This window comes from Pseudomonas sp. ADAK2, assembly GCF_012935755.1.
Lineage (GTDB): Bacteria > Pseudomonadota > Gammaproteobacteria > Pseudomonadales > Pseudomonadaceae > Aquipseudomonas.
The window spans coordinates 4988627-5004328 of sequence record NZ_CP052862.1 but is presented as its reverse complement, the minus strand read 5'-3'; the positions used below and the strand labels follow the sequence as shown (position 1 = coordinate 5004328).

The following is a 15702-nucleotide window of genomic DNA, read 5'->3' as shown; positions in this document are numbered from 1 at the left end:
TCCTACTGTTTAAGAGAGGCAGCTGTTTGCAGATAGTGTTCTGCAACGTCCAGCATTCGGTTGGCAAACCCCCATTCGTTGTCGAACCAGGCCAGAATATTCACCAGCCGTGGGCCGGAAACGCGGGTCTGACTGGCATCGACGATCGCCGAATGTGGGTCGTGATTAAAATCACAGCTTGCGTGGGGAAGCTCGGTGTAAGCCAGCAGACCTTTGAGCGGGCCGCTGGTGGCGGCCTCACGCAGGATCCGGTTGACCTCGGTGGCGTCGGTGTCGCTCACGGTTTGCATCGTAATGTCGAGGCACGACACGTTCACCGTCGGCACCCGTACGGCTTTGGCCTGAATTCGCCCGGCAAGTTCCGGCAGCAGGCGTTCGATGCCACGCGCCAGACCAGTGGACACCGGGATCACCGACTGGAACGCCGAACGGGTGCGGCGCAGGTCTTCGTGGTGATAGGCGTCGATCACCGGTTGATCGTTCATCGCCGAGTGGATGGTGGTGATCGACACGTATTCCAGGCCAATGGCCTGGTCCAGCAGGCGCAACAGCGGCACGCCGCAGTTGGTGGTGCAGGACGCGTTGGACACCAGCAATTCTTCGCCGGTCAGGCAATCCTGGTTCACGCCGTAGACGATGGTGGCGTCGACATCCGCCTCGCTGGCCATCGGCTGGGAAAACAACACGCGTGGCGCACCGGCGTCGAGGAAGCGCTGGCCGTCGGCGCGGGTGTGGTAAGCGCCGGAGCACTCCAGCACCAGATCGACGTCCAACGACGCCCAATCGATGCCTTCGGGGGTGGCACTGCGCAGGACCTTCACGCAGTTGCCATTAATATGCAGACAATCGTCCTCAACCCGCACGTCGCCGGGAAAACGCCCGTGAGTGGAGTCAAAGCGTGTCAGGTATTCGATGCTGGCCATGTCAGCCAGATCGTTGATCGCGACAATTTCAAACCCGGCCTTCTCGCCTCGCTCAAACAACGCACGCAAGACGCAACGACCAATCCGGCCGTAGCCGTTGAGTGCAACTTTGTAAGGACGCGGTTGAGGCATGGGGTTCTCGATTACCGTGGTGAATCCGTTGTTGCAGTGGTGGCAGGGCCGACGCCTTCGCGGGCAAGCCTCGCGCCTACAGGTTTTCGGTTGTCATGAAAAACAACACGATCCCTCGTAGGAGCGAGGCTTGCCCGCGAAGAGGCCAGCCCGGACAACGCAACCTTCGGACTTAGTCTTCCAGCAACTCTTCAGCCTGACCCAGGATGTTTTCCAGGGTAAAGCCGAACTCTTCGAACAAGGCTGGCGCAGGCGCCGACTCGCCGAAGGTGGTCATGCCGATGACGCGGCCTTCCAGGCCCACGTACTTGTACCAGTAGTCCGCGTGAGCGGCTTCGATGGCGATACGGGCGCTGACCTGCAACGGCAGGACCGCTTGCTTGTAGCCGGCGTCTTGAGCGTCGAACACGCTGGTGCACGGCATCGAAACAACGCGAACCTTGCGGCCTTGCTCGGTCAGCTTGTCGTAAGCCTGAACCGCCAAGCCCACTTCCGAACCGGTGGAGATCAGGATCAGCTCAGGCTCGCCTGCGCAATCCTTCAACACGTAACCGCCACGGGCGATGTCGGCGATCTGGCCGGCATCACGCTCCTGGTGCTGCAGGTTCTGACGCGAGAAGATCAGCGCCGAAGGGCCGTCCTTGCGCTCGATGGCCAGCTTCCAGCAAACAGCCGATTCCACGGCATCGGCTGGACGCCAGGTGTCGAGGTTCGGGGTGCTGCGCAGGCTGGTCAGTTGCTCGATCGGCTGGTGAGTCGGGCCGTCTTCGCCCAAACCGATGGAGTCGTGGGTGTAGACGAACACCACGCGTTTCTTCATCAGCGAGGCCATGCGTACGGCGTTGCGCGCGTATTCCATGAACATCAGGAAGGTCGCGCCGTAAGGCACCAGACCGCCATGCAGGGACACGCCGTTCATGATCGCGCTCATGCCGAACTCGCGAACGCCGTAGTACATGTAGTTGCCGCTGGCGTCTTCAGCCGAGACACCTTTGCAACCTTTCCACAGGGTCAGGTTGGAACCGGCCAGGTCAGCGGAGCCGCCCAGCAGTTCAGGCAGCAGCGGGCCGTAGGCATTCAAGGCGTTCTGGCTGGCTTTACGGCTGGCGATGGTTTCGCCCTTGGCCGCGACTTCAGCGATGTAAGCCGAGGCTTTTTCCGCGAAATCGGCTGGCAGTTCACCGCTCAGACGACGGATCAGTTCGTTGGCTTCGGTCGGGAATGCAGCGGAGTAAGCAGCAAAACGCTGATCCCACTCGGCTTCGGCAGCGCGACCTTTTTCCTTGGCATCCCACTCGGCATAGATATCAGCCGGGATTTCGAATGGGCCGTGGTTCCAGTTCAGCGCCTTGCGGGTCAGGGCGATTTCCGCGTCACCCAATGGGGCGCCGTGGCAGTCTTCTTTACCTTGCTTGTTCGGCGAACCGAAACCGATGGTGGTCTTGCAGCAGATCAGGGTCGGTTGCTCGCTTTTGCGCGCGGTCTCGATCGCGGTCTTGATTTCTTCCGGGTCGTGACCGTCAACGTTGCGGATCACTTGCCAGTTGTAGGCTTCGAAACGCTTTGGCGTGTCGTCGGTGAACCAGCCTTCGACTTCGCCATCGATGGAGATGCCGTTGTCATCGTAGAAGGCGATCAGTTTGCCCAGGCCCAAAGTACCGGCCAGGGAGCCGACTTCGTGGGAAATGCCTTCCATCATGCAGCCATCACCCAGGAACACGTAGGTGTGGTGGTCGACAATGTTGTGGCCAGGACGGTTGAACTGCGCCGCCAGGACTTTTTCCGCCAGGGCGAAACCCACGGCGTTGGCCAGGCCTTGGCCCAGTGGACCGGTGGTGGTTTCGACGCCCGGGGTGTAGCCGAATTCCGGGTGACCCGGGGTGCGGCTGTGCAGTTGACGGAACTGCTTGAGGTCTTCGATCGACAGGTCGTAACCGGTCAGGTGCAGCAGCGAGTAGATCAACATCGAGCCGTGGCCGTTGGACAGCACGAAGCGGTCACGGTCGGCGAACGATGGATTGCTCGGGTTGTGCTTCATGTAGTCACGCCAAAGCACTTCGGCGATATCCGCCATCCCCATAGGGGCACCCGGATGGCCGCTGTTGGCTTTTTGCACGGCATCCATGCTGAGGGCACGAATGGCGTTGGCACGCTCACGACGGCTTGGCATCGCTGATCTCCTAGGGTTTGAATAAAACGAAACGGAAAAAAGGCGAGCATTTTCCCTCACCCACCCGCCTCGGGGCAATGACAGATAGTCATCTAGAGGCGTTTTTCCAATGGATAACGACGGTTTCGACTGATGAAACCTTTCTGCTATTCGTTTGTAGAGACAACAGAGCATTGAGAAGTGCCATCTATCGAGCAATATCAAAACTTTTTGATATTGCTCTTGCGAGGTTTTCTGACCGTCACTAGACTGCTGGCCCTATGAATCTACGCGTGCCTTCCATTCAACATGACGATTGCGATGAGCTGGCGGCCTTGTGCAAGGCCGGTGGTGATCCTCTGCGCCTGAATGTATTGCGCGCGCTGGCCAACGATTCGTTTGGCGTACTGGAACTGGCGCAGATCTTCGGCATTGGCCAATCGGGCATGAGTCATCACCTCAAGGTATTGGCCCAGGCCGACCTGGTGGCGACCCGTCGTGAAGGCAACGCGATTTTCTATCGTCGCGCCCTGCCCCACACCGACTTGCTGGGCGGCAAATTACACGCGGCCCTGTTGGACGAAGTGGATAACCTGACTCTGCCGGCCGATGTGCAATCGCGGATCGCTCAGGTACACGGGCAACGGGCGGCGGCCAGCCAGGACTTTTTCTCACGGGTGGCGGAGAAGTTTCGCGCCCAGCAAGATTTGATCGCCGGCCTGCCGCAGTACCGCGAAAGCGTGGTGGCGCTGCTCGACAAGCTGAGTTTCAGCGCAGGCGCCACGGCGATTGAAGTCGGCCCCGGCGATGGCGGTTTTCTGCCGGAACTGGCGCGCCGCTTCACCCAGGTCACGGCGCTGGACAACAGTGCGGCGATGCTCGAGTTGGCGCGCCACGTCTGTGAACGTGAAAGGCTGACTAACGTCAGCCTGCAATTGGCCGATGCATTGAATGGTGTCAGCCTGACCGCCGATTGCGTTGTACTGAACATGGTGCTGCACCATTTCGCCGCACCGGCCGAAGCGCTCAAGCACATGGCCGGCTTGCTGCAACCAGGCGGTAGCCTGTTAGTGACAGAGTTATGTAGCCACAACCAGAGTTGGGCCAGGGAGGCCTGCGGTGATCTATGGTTGGGGTTTGAACAGGACGATCTGGCCCGTTGGGCCACCGCTGCGGGACTCGTTCCCGGGGAAAGCCTCTATGTAGGCTTACGTAATGGTTTCCAGATTCAGGTCCGCCATTTTCAGCGGCCGGCTGGCGACACTCACCATCGGTAAATTCAGGAAAACATCGAGATGAGCGAATACTCCCTCTTCACCTCCGAGTCCGTGTCTGAAGGGCATCCGGACAAAATCGCCGACCAGATTTCCGATGCGGTGCTGGACGCCATCATTGCTGAAGACAAGTTCGCCCGTGTGGCGTGCGAGACTCTGGTCAAGACTGGCGTGGCAATCATCGCAGGTGAAGTCACCACGTCGGCCTGGGTCGACCTGGAAGAAATCGTGCGTAACGTCATTCTGGACATCGGCTACAACAGCTCCGATGTCGGTTTCGACGGTGCCACTTGCGGCGTGATGAACATCATCGGCAAGCAGTCTCCTGACATCAACCAGGGTGTCGACCGTGCCAAGCCTGAAGATCAGGGCGCCGGCGACCAGGGCCTGATGTTCGGCTACGCCAGCAACGAAACCGAAGTGCTGATGCCTGCACCGATCACGTTCTCGCACCAGCTTGTGCAAAGGCAAGCCGAAGCCCGTAAATCCGGCCTGCTGCCTTGGCTGCGCCCGGACGCCAAGTCGCAAGTGACTTGCCGTTACGAAGGCGGCAAGGTTGTCGGTATCGACGCCGTTGTTCTGTCGACCCAGCACAACCCTGAAGTGTCGTACAAAGACCTGCGCGAAGGCGTGATGGAGCTGATCGTCAAGCACGTGCTGCCTGCCGAACTGCTGACCAAAGACACCCAGTTCCACATCAACCCGACTGGCCAGTTCATCATCGGCGGCCCGGTTGGCGACTGCGGTTTGACCGGTCGCAAGATCATCGTCGACAGCTACGGCGGCATGGCCCGTCACGGCGGCGGCGCGTTCTCCGGTAAAGATCCATCGAAGGTTGACCGTTCGGCGGCCTACGCCGGTCGTTATGTGGCGAAGAACATCGTTGCGGCCGGCCTGGCCGAGCGTTGCGAGATCCAGGTTTCCTACGCGATCGGTGTGGCTCAGCCTACGTCGATCTCGTTGAACACCTTCGGCACCGGCAAAATCAGCGACGACAAAATCGTCAAACTGGTTCGCGAAGTGTTCGACCTGCGTCCATACGCAATCACCACCATGCTCGACCTGCTGCACCCGATGTACCAGGAAACTGCTGCGTACGGCCACTTCGGTCGCACCCCGCAAACCAAGACCGTGGGCGACGATACGTTCACCACGTTCACCTGGGAAAAGACCGACCGCGCCGAATCCTTGCGCGCTGCTGCCGGCCTGTAAGACTTCCCCGGCGGTACCAAAAGCCCCGCACGGTTCGCGCCGTGCGGGGCTTTTTCATGATGGAAGAGTGTCCTCGAAACACCTCGAAAAACACCCCGCTTTCACAAAACTCATGACCGACTAGCCTTTCAAGCATCCCAATGAGCAAGGACGCTCTCGATGCTCCCCAACCTGCGCCTGTTTTTCGCCCTCCTGCTGACCTCCCTGACCGCCAGCGCCGCCGACTGTCCCGACTGGCCACCCACTCGCGCCGAGGCCGAAATCACCGCCCTGCAACAGCAAATCGACCGCTGGGACGACAGCTATCACCGCAACGGCCGCTCGCTGATCGCCGACGAACTCTATGACCAGTCCCGAACCCGGCTGACGCAATGGAGCACCTGCTTCAACCTCGTCCCGTCCGCCCAGCCGCTGCGAACGGCGCGCGGCAAGGTGGCTCACCCGGTCGTCCACACCGGCCTGGAAAAACTGCACGATGAACGTGCCGTCGCAGATTGGCTGCGTGATCGCAAAGACGTCTGGATTCAACCCAAGGTTGATGGCGTGGCGGTGTCGCTGATTTACCGCAATGGCCTGCTGCACCAAGCGATCAGTCGTGGCGACGGCATCAATGGCCAGGACTGGACCGCCGCCGCGCGCAACATCGCCGCCATTCCCCAACGGCTGCCGCAACCGCTGGACTTGGTGCTGCAAGGCGAACTCTATTGGCGCCTGACCGACCACGTACAAGCCCAGGCCGGCAGCCTCAACGCCCGCGCCAGCGTGGCCGGGCTGATGGCGCGCAAGTCGCTGAGCAGCGAACAGGCGGCCGGGATCGGATTGTTTGTCTGGGATTGGCCGCAAGGCCCGACGAGTTTGCCGTCCCGGGTGGCGACGCTGGAAGCGTTGGGTTTCCCGCCCACCGGGCTCTACAGCCAACCGATCAATACATTTGCCGACGCGCAGCACTGGCGCGACCACTGGTATCGCTCGCCCCTGCCCTTCGCCAGCGATGGCATCGTTCTGCGCCAGGATTCGCGCCCTCCCGCCGAACGCTGGCAGGCCCGGCCGCCCTACTGGAGCGTCGCCTGGAAATACCCCTTCGCCCAGGCGCTGGCCGAGGTGCGCAAGGTCCATTTCAAGATCGGCCGAACCGGGCGGATCACCCCGGTACTGGAGCTGTCGCCGGTGAAGCTCGATGACCGGCAGATCAAGCGCGTGAGCGTCAGCTCCCTGCAACGCTGGGAACAACTGGACATTCGTCCCGGCGATCAGGTCGCCATCAGCCTGGCGGGCCTGACCATTCCCAGGCTCGATGATGTGGTGCTGCGCAGCACCGAACGCCCGGAAGTGAATGCACCGCTGGCTGCAGACTTTCATCCGCTGAGCTGCTGGCAGCCAACGCCGGGCTGCGAGAGTCAATTCCTCGCGCGGCTGACCTGGCTCAGCGGCAAGCAGGGGCTGGCGCTACCGCATGTCGGCCCCGGCACCTGGGAGAAACTTCTCGAAACAGGCCGTCTCAACAACCTGCTGGATTGGTTGACCCTCGATGCTCAAGAGCTTGCTAACATTGATGGCTTCGGCGAGCGCAGCAGTGCTCGCCTTTTAAACAGTTTTGAAAGTGCCCGGCAACGTCCTTTTGCTCGCTGGCTAAAAGCCCTGGGCTTGCCGCCGACGGGCCAGGCGCAACTTGCCGATTCATGGCAGACCCTGGCGCAACGCAGCCACGAACAATGGCAGGCCGAAGCCGGCATCGGCCCGGGACGCGCAACGCAACTGAGCGCGTTTTTTCGCGACCCGCAGGTCCTGGCCTTGAGTGAAACATTACGTGTGGCAGGGATTGACGGTTTTTAGCGACCAACAATGCCTGTCAGCCCGGGAACCCAATGGTGGCGCTGCGCTCAAACAGCCCATTGCCACCTCGACCCGATTGCCTTTTTTGCATGGAGCTTTTATGAAATTTCTTGCACCGCTCGCTCTGTTGACCCTTTGCGGCATGATGGCCGCGCCACTGATGGCGGCCGAAGAAATCCCGGAACTGACCGGATGCGCCGCCAAGAAACAGGGCATCGTCAACCAGATCGAACTGGCCAAGTCTCACGGCAACGCCGATCAGCAGGCAGGCCTGGAAACCGCTCTAAAGGAAGTCACCGCCCACTGCACCGACGCCTCCTTGAAGAAGGAGCGGGAAAACAAGGTGCTCGAAGCCAAGCATGAAGTCAGCAAGCGTCAGGCCGATCTCGACAAGGCCATGAGCAAGGGCGACGCTGAGAAAATCAACAAACGAAAAGACAAACTCGCCGAATCCCGCAAGGAATTGCAGGAAGCGCTGGATGAGTTGGATAAGTAAGTTTCAGGAAGATCGTTCCCACGCTCGGCGTGGGAATGCAGCCATGGACGCTCCGCGTCCGCTTTTGATCTGCGATCAATGATCCCGAAACTGTTTATGGCACGCACTGCAGGCATCTTCGACTTTCTGCACCGCCGGCCCAAGGTTACTGGCCTTGTACGGCTGGACCTTGCTGGCAATCACCAATTCACCGGTGGCGCCTTCAAGGTTGCGGGCCATTTCCTGGAAGCGTGCCTGCTGCTGCCAGACATCATCCTTGGCGCTGGTGTGATCTTCTTCACGCACCTGTGGAAAATGTTTCCACGGCTCATGGGACAGCGCATCGAGTTTCACCGCACCCTCGGCAAATTTCGGCCCGTCGAACGGAATACGCCCACGCAACATGCCACCCAGGTCTTCGCCGGTCTTGAGCATTTGCTTGAAGATCGCCTTGCGCTGACCCAACGGCGAATTCGGATCGACACCGCCACAGGCGGACAAGGTCAGGCAGGCCAGCAATACAACAGAAAGTCTTTTAAAAGTCATGGTGGCTTCAGGTTACGGGGAACGGCGGCCAGTATCCTCGCGTCATCGGCAAACACCAATAGCCCTATTATCAATAAGGGTTGTTTGAGCGCATGGAGCACTCAGGCAACCGTCAAAGGAATAACTCCATGAACAGCCGTATCAAGGCCTGGCGCCCCCGCCTGACCTGGACCCTTCCGATGGTGGCCGTGCTCGCAGGCTGCACCGGCGGCGAAAACAACACCCCGAAAACCCATGCCCTGGCCACTTACACCAGCGCCACCTGGGAAGCGTTGCCAACCGTGTCCGACGACGATCTGGTGGCCGGTTTCGGTTCCTGGCGCAGCGCCTGCACCCGACTCAAGGCTGACCCGGTCTGGGGCGCGACCTGCGCCGCTTCCGCCACTGTGCCGCAAACCGCCGGCGAGATTCGCGGCTTCCTCAAGCAGAACCTGGACGTCTACGGCCTGCGTGCTGCCAACGACAATCCCAATGGCCTGATCACCGGCTACTACGAACCGGTGTACCCCGGCAGCCTGACCCAGACCGAAGTGGCGAACGTCCCGGTGTACGGCGTGCCCGAGGACATGATCATTGTGTCCCTGGACAGCATTTACCCAGAGCTCAAGGGCAAACGCCTGCGCGGGCGACTCGAAGGTCGCGTGCTCAAGCCGTATGACGATGCCGCCACCATCGAGAGCAAAGGGGTCAAGGCCCCGGTCGTGGCCTGGCTGACCGACCCGATGAACCTGCAGTTCCTGCAAATCCAGGGCTCCGGGCGCATCCAGCTCGATGACGGCCGCCAACTGCGCATCGCTTATGCCGACCAGAACGGCCACCCCTATCGACCGATCGGCCGCTGGCTGGTGGATCAGGGTGAGCTGAAGAAAGAAGACGTGACCATGGGCGCCATCAGCACCTGGGCCAAGGCCAATCCGTCGCGCATTCCGCAACTGCTCGGTAGCAACCCGAGCTACGTGTTCTTCACCCGCAACCCGGACAGCAACGAAGGGCCACGCGGTTCGCTCAACGTTCCGCTGACGGCCGGCTACAGCGCGGCGGTGGATCGCAAAGTGATTCCGCTGGGCAGTCTGTTGTGGTTATCCACCACCAAACCGGACGGCAGCGCACTGGTTCGCCCGGTGGCGGCTCAGGACACCGGCGGCGCGATTGCCGGCGAAGTGCGGGCGGACCTGTTCTGGGGCACCGGCGAAGCGGCCGGGCAACTGGCGGGGGATATGAAACAGCAGGGGCAGATCTGGATGTTGTGGCCCAAAGGCGCGGCGCTGCCGCAAGTCCCGCAGGTGGCTGACAAGCCTTAAAGGCAAAAAATCGCAGGCTCCTATGGGGAATCGTTGTGAACACGGTCCCTGTAGGAGCCGCCGCAGGCTGCGATCCTTTACTCTTGCCTCAATCAGATCGACACAAAAAAGAAACTGGCAATCAACCCCATCCCCACAAACCACACCAGTGACCGCAAGATCGCCCAGTCCGCCAGATAGCAAATGATGTACAGCAGCCGACTGGTGATAAACAGCACCGCCAGCACGTTGACCGTCACCAACTGCGCCGTGCCCACCAGATGGGCCGCGAGCACGGCCACCGCGAACGCCGGCATCACTTCGAAGCTGTTCAACTGCGCCGCATGCGCACGCCGGCCCAAACCATTCAGCGATTCGAGAAAGTCCCGGGGATCATGGTTGTCTTTCAGGTTGTACCTGCCACTGGCCTTGGCGATGGCCGTGCAGACATAGGGCAGGAAAATCGCGATCAATACGCACCACAGAGCAACCGTCATAAAGCAGTCCCTTCTTCAGTTTTCAGAAATTCGGTGGTCGGTCAAAACTTCATCACCAGGATGCCGATCAGCACCAACCCACAGGCTAAGAGCCGTGGCCGGCCGAAAGGTTCTTTCAAGTAGCGCATGCCGAACAACACCACCAGGATCACACTGATCTCGCGCAACGCCGCCGCTTCGGCAATCGAGCCCAGCTGCATCGCCCACAGCACCAAAGCGTAGCTGAACAACACGCAAAACCCGACCGCCAGCCCCAGTCGCCACTGTTCACGCCAGAACAACATGAACGCCGGCCGCTTGCGCACCAGCGCCAGCAGCGGGAACGGCCAGGCACTGAGCAGCGTGACCCACACCAGATAATCCAGCGGATGAGACCAGCGCCGCAACGCCTGGCCATCGATGAAGGTGTAGCAGCCGATGCACAGGCCGATCAGCGCCACCACCGGCAGCATCGACCATGGCAATCGCGCACCGCCACCGCCCTGCCATAGCAGGCACAGCATGCCGAACGGGATCAGCAAAATGCCGAAGATCTGCTGATTCGTCAGCACTTCCCCGGCGAAGATCAGCGTCAGCGCCAGCACCACCAACGGCGACAGGCCACGCATCAGCGGATAGACCAGCCCCAGGTCACCGACCCGATAGGCCTGGATCAGCAGGTAGCGATAGAGCAATTCAAACGCCGCCGACGCCAGGATCCATGGCCAGATTGCAATCGGTGGCACGTTCACGAACGGCAGCATCACGGCGACAAACAGCATCGCCACCGAGTCCATGCACGCCACCACCAGCAGCCGTTCGGCGCTGAACTTGATCAGGGTATTCCACGCCGCGTGTAACAGCGCCGCTACCAACACCAGTGCTGTTGCAAGCACGGCTTACTCCTTTTTGTTGTCCACGCCGCCCCTGTAGGAGCAAGGCTTGCCCGCGATGACATTCTTGAGATCGCCATCGCGGGCAAGCCATGCGCCTACAGGAATCGGGGCGGAGAATTGATTCGCCATATGTCCGCAGCTGTTTATACTGCAAGCGACCACGCCGCACTCAGTTGCGCACAGACTAATTCCAATAAATTCTGCCCCCGCCCGCTCTCATCGAGAACGGTCGATGGCCTGCGCATGCCTGATCCGAGCGTCAAGACTACCGACAGAGACCTTGCGCATGCCACTCGCCCTGTTTGCCCTCGCTGTTGCCGCGTTCGGCATCGGCACCACTGAATTCGTCATCATGGGTTTGCTGCCCGATGTCGCCCGCGACCTCGCCGTGAGCATTCCCCACGCTGGCCTGTTGATCACCGGCTACGCCCTGGGCGTGGTGTTCGGCGCGCCGATCCTGGCGATCGGCACCGCCAACATGCCGCGCAAAGCCACGCTGCTGGGGATGACGCTGATGTTCATCCTCGGCAACATCCTCTGCGCCCTGGCGCCGAATTACGCGACGCTGATGGCGGCGCGAGTGGTGACCGCGTTGTGCCACGGCGCATTCTTCGGCATCGGTTCGGTGGTGGCTGCCGGTCTGGTGGCACCGAACAAACGAGCCCAGGCGATTGCCATGATGTTCACCGGCTTGACCCTGGCCAACGTGCTCGGCGTGCCACTGGGCACCGCGCTCGGCCAATACGCCGGGTGGCGCTCGACGTTCTGGGCGGTGTCGGTGATCGGCGTCATTGCGGCCATCGCCCAATGGCTGTGGTTGCCGAAGGACATCGCCATGGACAAGGCCAACCTGGCCAGCGAGTTCAAGGTGCTGGGCAAGGTCAACGTGCTGCTGGCCCTGGGCATGAGCGTGTTGGCGTCCACCAGTCTGTTCAGCGTCTTCACCTATATCGCGCCGATCCTGCAAGACATCACCGGTGTCAGCCCTCACGGCGTGACCATCATGTTGCTGTTGTTCGGCGTCGGTTTGACGGCGGGCAGTATGCTCGGTGGTCGCCTGGCGGACAGTCGTCTGTTGCCTTCGCTGGTGGGCATGGCACTGGCCGTCGCGGTGGTGTTGGCGGCGTTCAGCCAGACCAGCCATTCGGTGATTCCGGCGGCGATTACGTTGGTATTGTGGGGGATTTTTGCGTTTGCCCTGTGCCCGATTCTGCAACTGCTGATCATTGATCAGGCCCATGAAGCGCCGAACCTGGGTTCGACGTTGAACCAGAGTGCGTTCAATCTCGGCAACGCCGCGGGTGCGTGGATTGGCGGGCTGGTGGTTGCCAGTGGCGCGGACCTGGCGGATTTGCCATGGACCGGGGCGCTGGTCAGTGGCCTGACGGTGCTGACGGCGCTTTTCTATATTTACCTGCAACGTCGGGGGGCGGCGGCGGTCAATGTGTCCGGCTGAACAACTGCGCCGTCCATGACTATGCCTTCGCGGGCAAGCCTCGCTCCTACGAGATGGGTGTCGTTCACAAACTGGGCGACAACCTCACCCCTGTAGGAGCGAGGCTTGCCCGGGAAGCAGCTCACACGGTGCACCTGCCTGAAACCCATTTTCTTCCCACCATCCAAAGGACCCCGGATGCTTGAACTTGTCGCTGCGTTTATTTGCCTCACGTCCCTTCTCACCTACGTGAATTTTCGCTTCATCGGCCTACCCCCGACCATCGGCGTCATGGTCACAGCGCTGATGTTCTCCCTGCTGTTGCAAGGCCTGAGCCTCCTCGGCTACCCCGGCCTCGAAGAGCGCGTACAACTGCTGATCGGCCAGATCGACTTCGGTGATCTGCTGATGAACTGGATGCTGTCGTTCCTGCTATTCGCCGGCGCCCTGCACGTCAATCTGAACGACTTGCGCAGCTACCGCTGGCCCATCGGCTTGCTCGCGACCTTTGGTGTCTTGATCGCCACAGCGGTGATCGGCAGCCTCGCCTATTACATTTTTGCCCTGTTCGGCTGGCACGTGAGCTTCTTGTATTGCCTGCTGTTCGGCGCGCTGATTTCCCCCACCGACCCGATTGCGGTACTCGGTGTGCTGCGGACCGCCAACGCGTCCAAGCCGCTGAAAACCACCATCGTCGGCGAGTCGCTGTTCAACGACGGCACAGCGGTGGTGGTCTTCACCGTGTTGCTGGGCATCGCGCAATTGGGCGAAACCCCGACCGTCGGCGCCACGGCCATGCTGTTCGCCCACGAAGCGATTGGCGGCGTGGTGTTCGGCGGACTGATCGGCTACCTCGTGTACCTGATGATCAAGAGCATCGAGCAGCATCAGATCGAAGTGATGCTGACCCTGGCGCTGGTGATCGGCGGTTCGGCCATGGCTTCGGAGCTGCACGTTTCCGCGCCGATCGCGATGGTGGTCGCCGGCCTGATCATCGGCAACCTGGGCCGCAACCTGGCGATGAACGACATGACCCGCAAGTATCTGGACGGTTTCTGGGAACTGCTCGATGACATGCTCAATGCGCTGCTGTTTGCGCTGATCGGCATGGAGCTGTTGCTGCTGCCGTTCAACTGGCTGCACGTACTGGCCGCGAGTTTGCTGGCGTTGGCGATTCTGCTGTCGCGCCTGTTGACCGTGGCCCCGGCCATCCTGCTGTTGCGGCGCTGGCGCACAGTGCCGCGCGGGACGATCCGGATTCTGACCTGGGGTGGTTTGCGCGGCGGTGTGTCGGTGGCGTTGGCCCTGGCCCTGCCGCTGGGCCCGGAGCGCGATCTGATCTTGAGCATCACCTACATCGTGGTGTTGTCGTCGATCCTGCTGCAGGGATTGAGCATCGGCAAACTGGTCAAGCACGTGACCAAGGATGAGCCTGTGCCAACGACACAGGCTGAGCATCACTGATCACTTCTTGATCTTCTGCGGGTCAGGTTCCTTAGCCTGATCCGCAGACTTTTTCGGCGCACCGCTTTCACTGCGCACCTGCGCATGGCTGATCAGCGCAAAGATGAAACTGCCGCCAATGATGTTGCCCGCCAGCGTCGGCCCGGCAAACACCAGCCAGAAATCCTTCCACGGCAACTCGCCGGCAAACACCAGGTACGACACTTCCGCCGAACCGACAACGATGTGGGTGAAATCCCCCAGCGCCATCAGGTAGGTGATGAGGATGATGATCCACATCTTGGCGCTTTCCATGGACGGGATCATCCAGACCATGGTGGCGATCATCCAGCCGGAAATGATGCCTTTGGCGAACATCTGGCTGGCACTGTTTTCCATGATCTTGCGCCCGATGTCGAGGAAGGCCAGGTCGGTCTTGGTGTCGAAAATCGGCAGGTGCAGCATCACGTAGGCCACCAGCAACGTGCCGCACAGGTTGCCGACCAGCACCACGCTCCACAGGCGCAGCAGTCGGCCGAAATTGTTCAGCGTGGGTTTGGTCATGATCGGCAGCACGGCCGTCAGGGTGTTCTCGGTGAACAGTTGCTGGCGCGCCAGGATCACCGCGAGAAATCCGGCGCAGTAGCCGAAACTGGCGATCACCTTGAAGCCTTCACCGTCCGGCAGCCGGGAATTGAGCAGCCCCATGGCCATCAGCGACAGGCCCATGGTCAGGCCGGCGGCCAGCGCCGACCACCAGAGCGCCGCGACACTGCGCTCGAGCTCCTGATCGCCCTGGGTGCGGATGATTTCGTGCAATACCGCCGCGCGGGGTGGCTGGTTACGGTCGGCTTCGTGCTGTTCTTCTGCCGAGAGGTTCGGGGTCTTGCCGTCTTTTTGAGTGTCCATGGAGCTCCGCAACCGGTGGCGTGTCATGTAGGTACGACACGCGGGGTTCGGAGCTGTTCACTGACCACCCAAACGAAACAAACCCTTGTGGCGAGGGAGCTTGCTCCCGCTGGGCTGCGAAGCGGCCCCAAAACCTGACACCCTATTATTCCAGGCAGACCGCATCGCTGGATTTACGACTGCTGCGCAGCCGGACGGGAGCAAGCTCCCTCGCCACAGATGACCGGGTTAATCGTTGACGACCTCGTCCTTGAACTGGTCTTTGACGTACAGGATCTCTGTGCGGCCGTGAGGTGCCGGCAAGCCGTCTTCACCCAGGTTGACGAACACCATGCGCTCGACCGTCAGGATGCTTTTACGGGTGATCTTGTTGCGCACTTCGCAGGTCAGGGTGATCGAGGTGCGACCGAACTCGGTGGCGGTGATGCCCAGTTCGATGATGTCGCCCTGGCGCGAGGCACTGACAAAGTTGATTTCGGAAATGTACTTGGTGACCACGCGCTGATTGCCCAGCTGGACGATGGCGTAGATCGCCGCTTCTTCGTCGATCCAGCGCAACAGGCTGCCGCCGAACAGCGTGCCGTTGGGGTTGAGGTCTTCGGGTTTTACCCATTTGCGGGTGTGGAAATTCATGTTCACTCCTGAGCGTCTTGCCGAATGATGGGGGGCATCATGGCAGAGCCCGACCTAGAGCTCTATTAAGCATCGACTATGGTCTC

The 15702-nt window shown here is 60.8% G+C and carries 14 protein-coding genes; 7 read left to right on the top strand and 7 right to left on the bottom strand.

Annotated features, from left to right (window positions below; all coding sequences use genetic code 11):
* Window positions 1-2 precede the first annotated feature (2 nt).
* Together epd and tkt are read right to left on the bottom strand one after the other, a co-directional pair.
* On the bottom strand, window positions 3-1055 hold the full coding sequence (gene epd / locus HKK52_RS22975; RefSeq protein WP_169372716.1) for an erythrose-4-phosphate dehydrogenase: 1053 nt from the start codon (window positions 1053-1055) through the stop codon (window positions 3-5).
* Between the two features lie 172 nt (window positions 1056-1227).
* Window positions 1228-3225 carry a transketolase gene (gene tkt, locus HKK52_RS22970; RefSeq protein ID WP_169372715.1) on the bottom strand — a complete coding sequence of 666 codons (1998 nt, stop codon included), beginning with the start codon at window positions 3223-3225 and terminating at the stop codon, window positions 1228-1230.
* Between the two features lie 260 nt (window positions 3226-3485).
* Between tkt and HKK52_RS22965 the strand changes: the two genes are divergently transcribed.
* From HKK52_RS22965 to HKK52_RS22950, 4 genes are all read left to right on the top strand, one after another.
* On the top strand, window positions 3486-4481 hold the full coding sequence (locus HKK52_RS22965; protein ID WP_169372714.1) for an ArsR/SmtB family transcription factor: 996 nt from the start codon (window positions 3486-3488) through the stop codon (window positions 4479-4481).
* A gap of 18 nt (window positions 4482-4499) precedes the next feature.
* Window positions 4500-5690, top strand: coding sequence for a methionine adenosyltransferase (metK, locus tag HKK52_RS22960; RefSeq protein WP_169372713.1), 1191 nt, complete (start codon window positions 4500-4502; stop codon window positions 5688-5690).
* A 159-nt stretch (window positions 5691-5849) separates the two neighbouring features.
* The gene (gene ligB, locus HKK52_RS22955; protein ID WP_169372712.1) at window positions 5850-7523 is read left to right on the top strand and encodes an NAD-dependent DNA ligase LigB; all 1674 of its coding nucleotides are present in this window, start codon (window positions 5850-5852) and stop codon (window positions 7521-7523) included.
* A 100-nt stretch (window positions 7524-7623) separates the two neighbouring features.
* Complete coding sequence (locus HKK52_RS22950; RefSeq protein WP_169372711.1) at window positions 7624-8019, top strand: DUF1090 domain-containing protein; 396 nt, start codon at window positions 7624-7626, stop codon at window positions 8017-8019.
* A 75-nt stretch (window positions 8020-8094) separates the two neighbouring features.
* Here HKK52_RS22950 and HKK52_RS22945 read toward each other — a convergent pair whose 3' ends face one another.
* Window positions 8095-8544, bottom strand: coding sequence for a c-type cytochrome (locus HKK52_RS22945; RefSeq protein WP_169372710.1), 450 nt, complete (start codon window positions 8542-8544; stop codon window positions 8095-8097).
* 128 nt (window positions 8545-8672) lie between these two features.
* On the opposite strand from HKK52_RS22945, the gene mltA reads away from it, so the two are divergent.
* A complete protein-coding gene (gene mltA, locus HKK52_RS22940; protein WP_169372709.1) occupies window positions 8673-9845 on the top strand; it encodes a murein transglycosylase A in 1173 nt (390 codons plus the stop codon).
* A gap of 92 nt (window positions 9846-9937) precedes the next feature.
* On the opposite strand, the gene HKK52_RS22935 is transcribed toward mltA, so the two are convergent.
* Both HKK52_RS22935 and HKK52_RS22930 read right to left on the bottom strand, forming a co-directional pair.
* Complete coding sequence (locus tag HKK52_RS22935; RefSeq protein ID WP_123404270.1) at window positions 9938-10321, bottom strand: MAPEG family protein; 384 nt, start codon at window positions 10319-10321, stop codon at window positions 9938-9940.
* Between the two features lie 41 nt (window positions 10322-10362).
* Complete coding sequence (locus tag HKK52_RS22930) at window positions 10363-11196, bottom strand: EamA family transporter (protein ID WP_169372708.1); 834 nt, start codon at window positions 11194-11196, stop codon at window positions 10363-10365.
* 286 nt (window positions 11197-11482) lie between these two features.
* On the opposite strand from HKK52_RS22930, the gene HKK52_RS22925 reads away from it, so the two are divergent.
* Both HKK52_RS22925 and HKK52_RS22920 read left to right on the top strand, forming a co-directional pair.
* The gene (locus HKK52_RS22925) at window positions 11483-12652 is read left to right on the top strand and encodes an MFS transporter (protein WP_169372707.1); all 1170 of its coding nucleotides are present in this window, start codon (window positions 11483-11485) and stop codon (window positions 12650-12652) included.
* Window positions 12653-12829: 177 nt separating this feature from the next.
* The gene (locus tag HKK52_RS22920; RefSeq protein WP_169372706.1) at window positions 12830-14095 is read left to right on the top strand and encodes a cation:proton antiporter; all 1266 of its coding nucleotides are present in this window, start codon (window positions 12830-12832) and stop codon (window positions 14093-14095) included.
* Here HKK52_RS22920 and HKK52_RS22915 read toward each other — a convergent pair whose 3' ends face one another.
* Window positions 14096-14983: a formate/nitrite transporter family protein gene (locus HKK52_RS22915; RefSeq protein WP_169372705.1), complete on the bottom strand. Its 888-nt coding sequence runs from the start codon at window positions 14981-14983 to the stop codon at window positions 14096-14098.
* 228 nt (window positions 14984-15211) lie between these two features.
* The gene (locus tag HKK52_RS22910) at window positions 15212-15616 is read right to left on the bottom strand and encodes an acyl-CoA thioesterase (RefSeq protein WP_169372704.1); all 405 of its coding nucleotides are present in this window, start codon (window positions 15614-15616) and stop codon (window positions 15212-15214) included.
* Between the last annotated feature and the right edge of the window lie 86 nt (window positions 15617-15702).

What these genes read in the sequence shown, in the direction of transcription:
- HKK52_RS22950 (WP_169372711.1), top strand. Translation starts at nt 7,624, where the DNA reads ATGAAATTTCTTGCACCGCTCGCTCTGTTGACCCTTTGCGGCATGATG.
- HKK52_RS22935 (WP_123404270.1), bottom strand. Translation starts at nt 10,321, where the DNA reads ATGACGGTTGCTCTGTGGTGCGTATTGATCGCGATTTTCCTGCCCTAT.
- HKK52_RS22910 (WP_169372704.1), bottom strand. Translation starts at nt 15,616, where the DNA reads ATGAATTTCCACACCCGCAAATGGGTAAAACCCGAAGACCTCAACCCC.
- HKK52_RS22915 (WP_169372705.1), bottom strand. Translation starts at nt 14,983, where the DNA reads ATGGACACTCAAAAAGACGGCAAGACCCCGAACCTCTCGGCAGAAGAA.
- HKK52_RS22920 (WP_169372706.1), top strand. Translation starts at nt 12,830, where the DNA reads ATGCTTGAACTTGTCGCTGCGTTTATTTGCCTCACGTCCCTTCTCACC.
- HKK52_RS22925 (WP_169372707.1), top strand. Translation starts at nt 11,483, where the DNA reads ATGCCACTCGCCCTGTTTGCCCTCGCTGTTGCCGCGTTCGGCATCGGC.
- tkt (WP_169372715.1), bottom strand. Translation starts at nt 3,225, where the DNA reads ATGCCAAGCCGTCGTGAGCGTGCCAACGCCATTCGTGCCCTCAGCATG.
- HKK52_RS22965 (WP_169372714.1), top strand. Translation starts at nt 3,486, where the DNA reads ATGAATCTACGCGTGCCTTCCATTCAACATGACGATTGCGATGAGCTG.
- HKK52_RS22945 (WP_169372710.1), bottom strand. Translation starts at nt 8,544, where the DNA reads ATGACTTTTAAAAGACTTTCTGTTGTATTGCTGGCCTGCCTGACCTTG.
- metK (WP_169372713.1), top strand. Translation starts at nt 4,500, where the DNA reads ATGAGCGAATACTCCCTCTTCACCTCCGAGTCCGTGTCTGAAGGGCAT.
- epd (WP_169372716.1), bottom strand. Translation starts at nt 1,055, where the DNA reads ATGCCTCAACCGCGTCCTTACAAAGTTGCACTCAACGGCTACGGCCGG.
- mltA (WP_169372709.1), top strand. Translation starts at nt 8,673, where the DNA reads ATGAACAGCCGTATCAAGGCCTGGCGCCCCCGCCTGACCTGGACCCTT.
- ligB (WP_169372712.1), top strand. Translation starts at nt 5,850, where the DNA reads ATGCTCCCCAACCTGCGCCTGTTTTTCGCCCTCCTGCTGACCTCCCTG.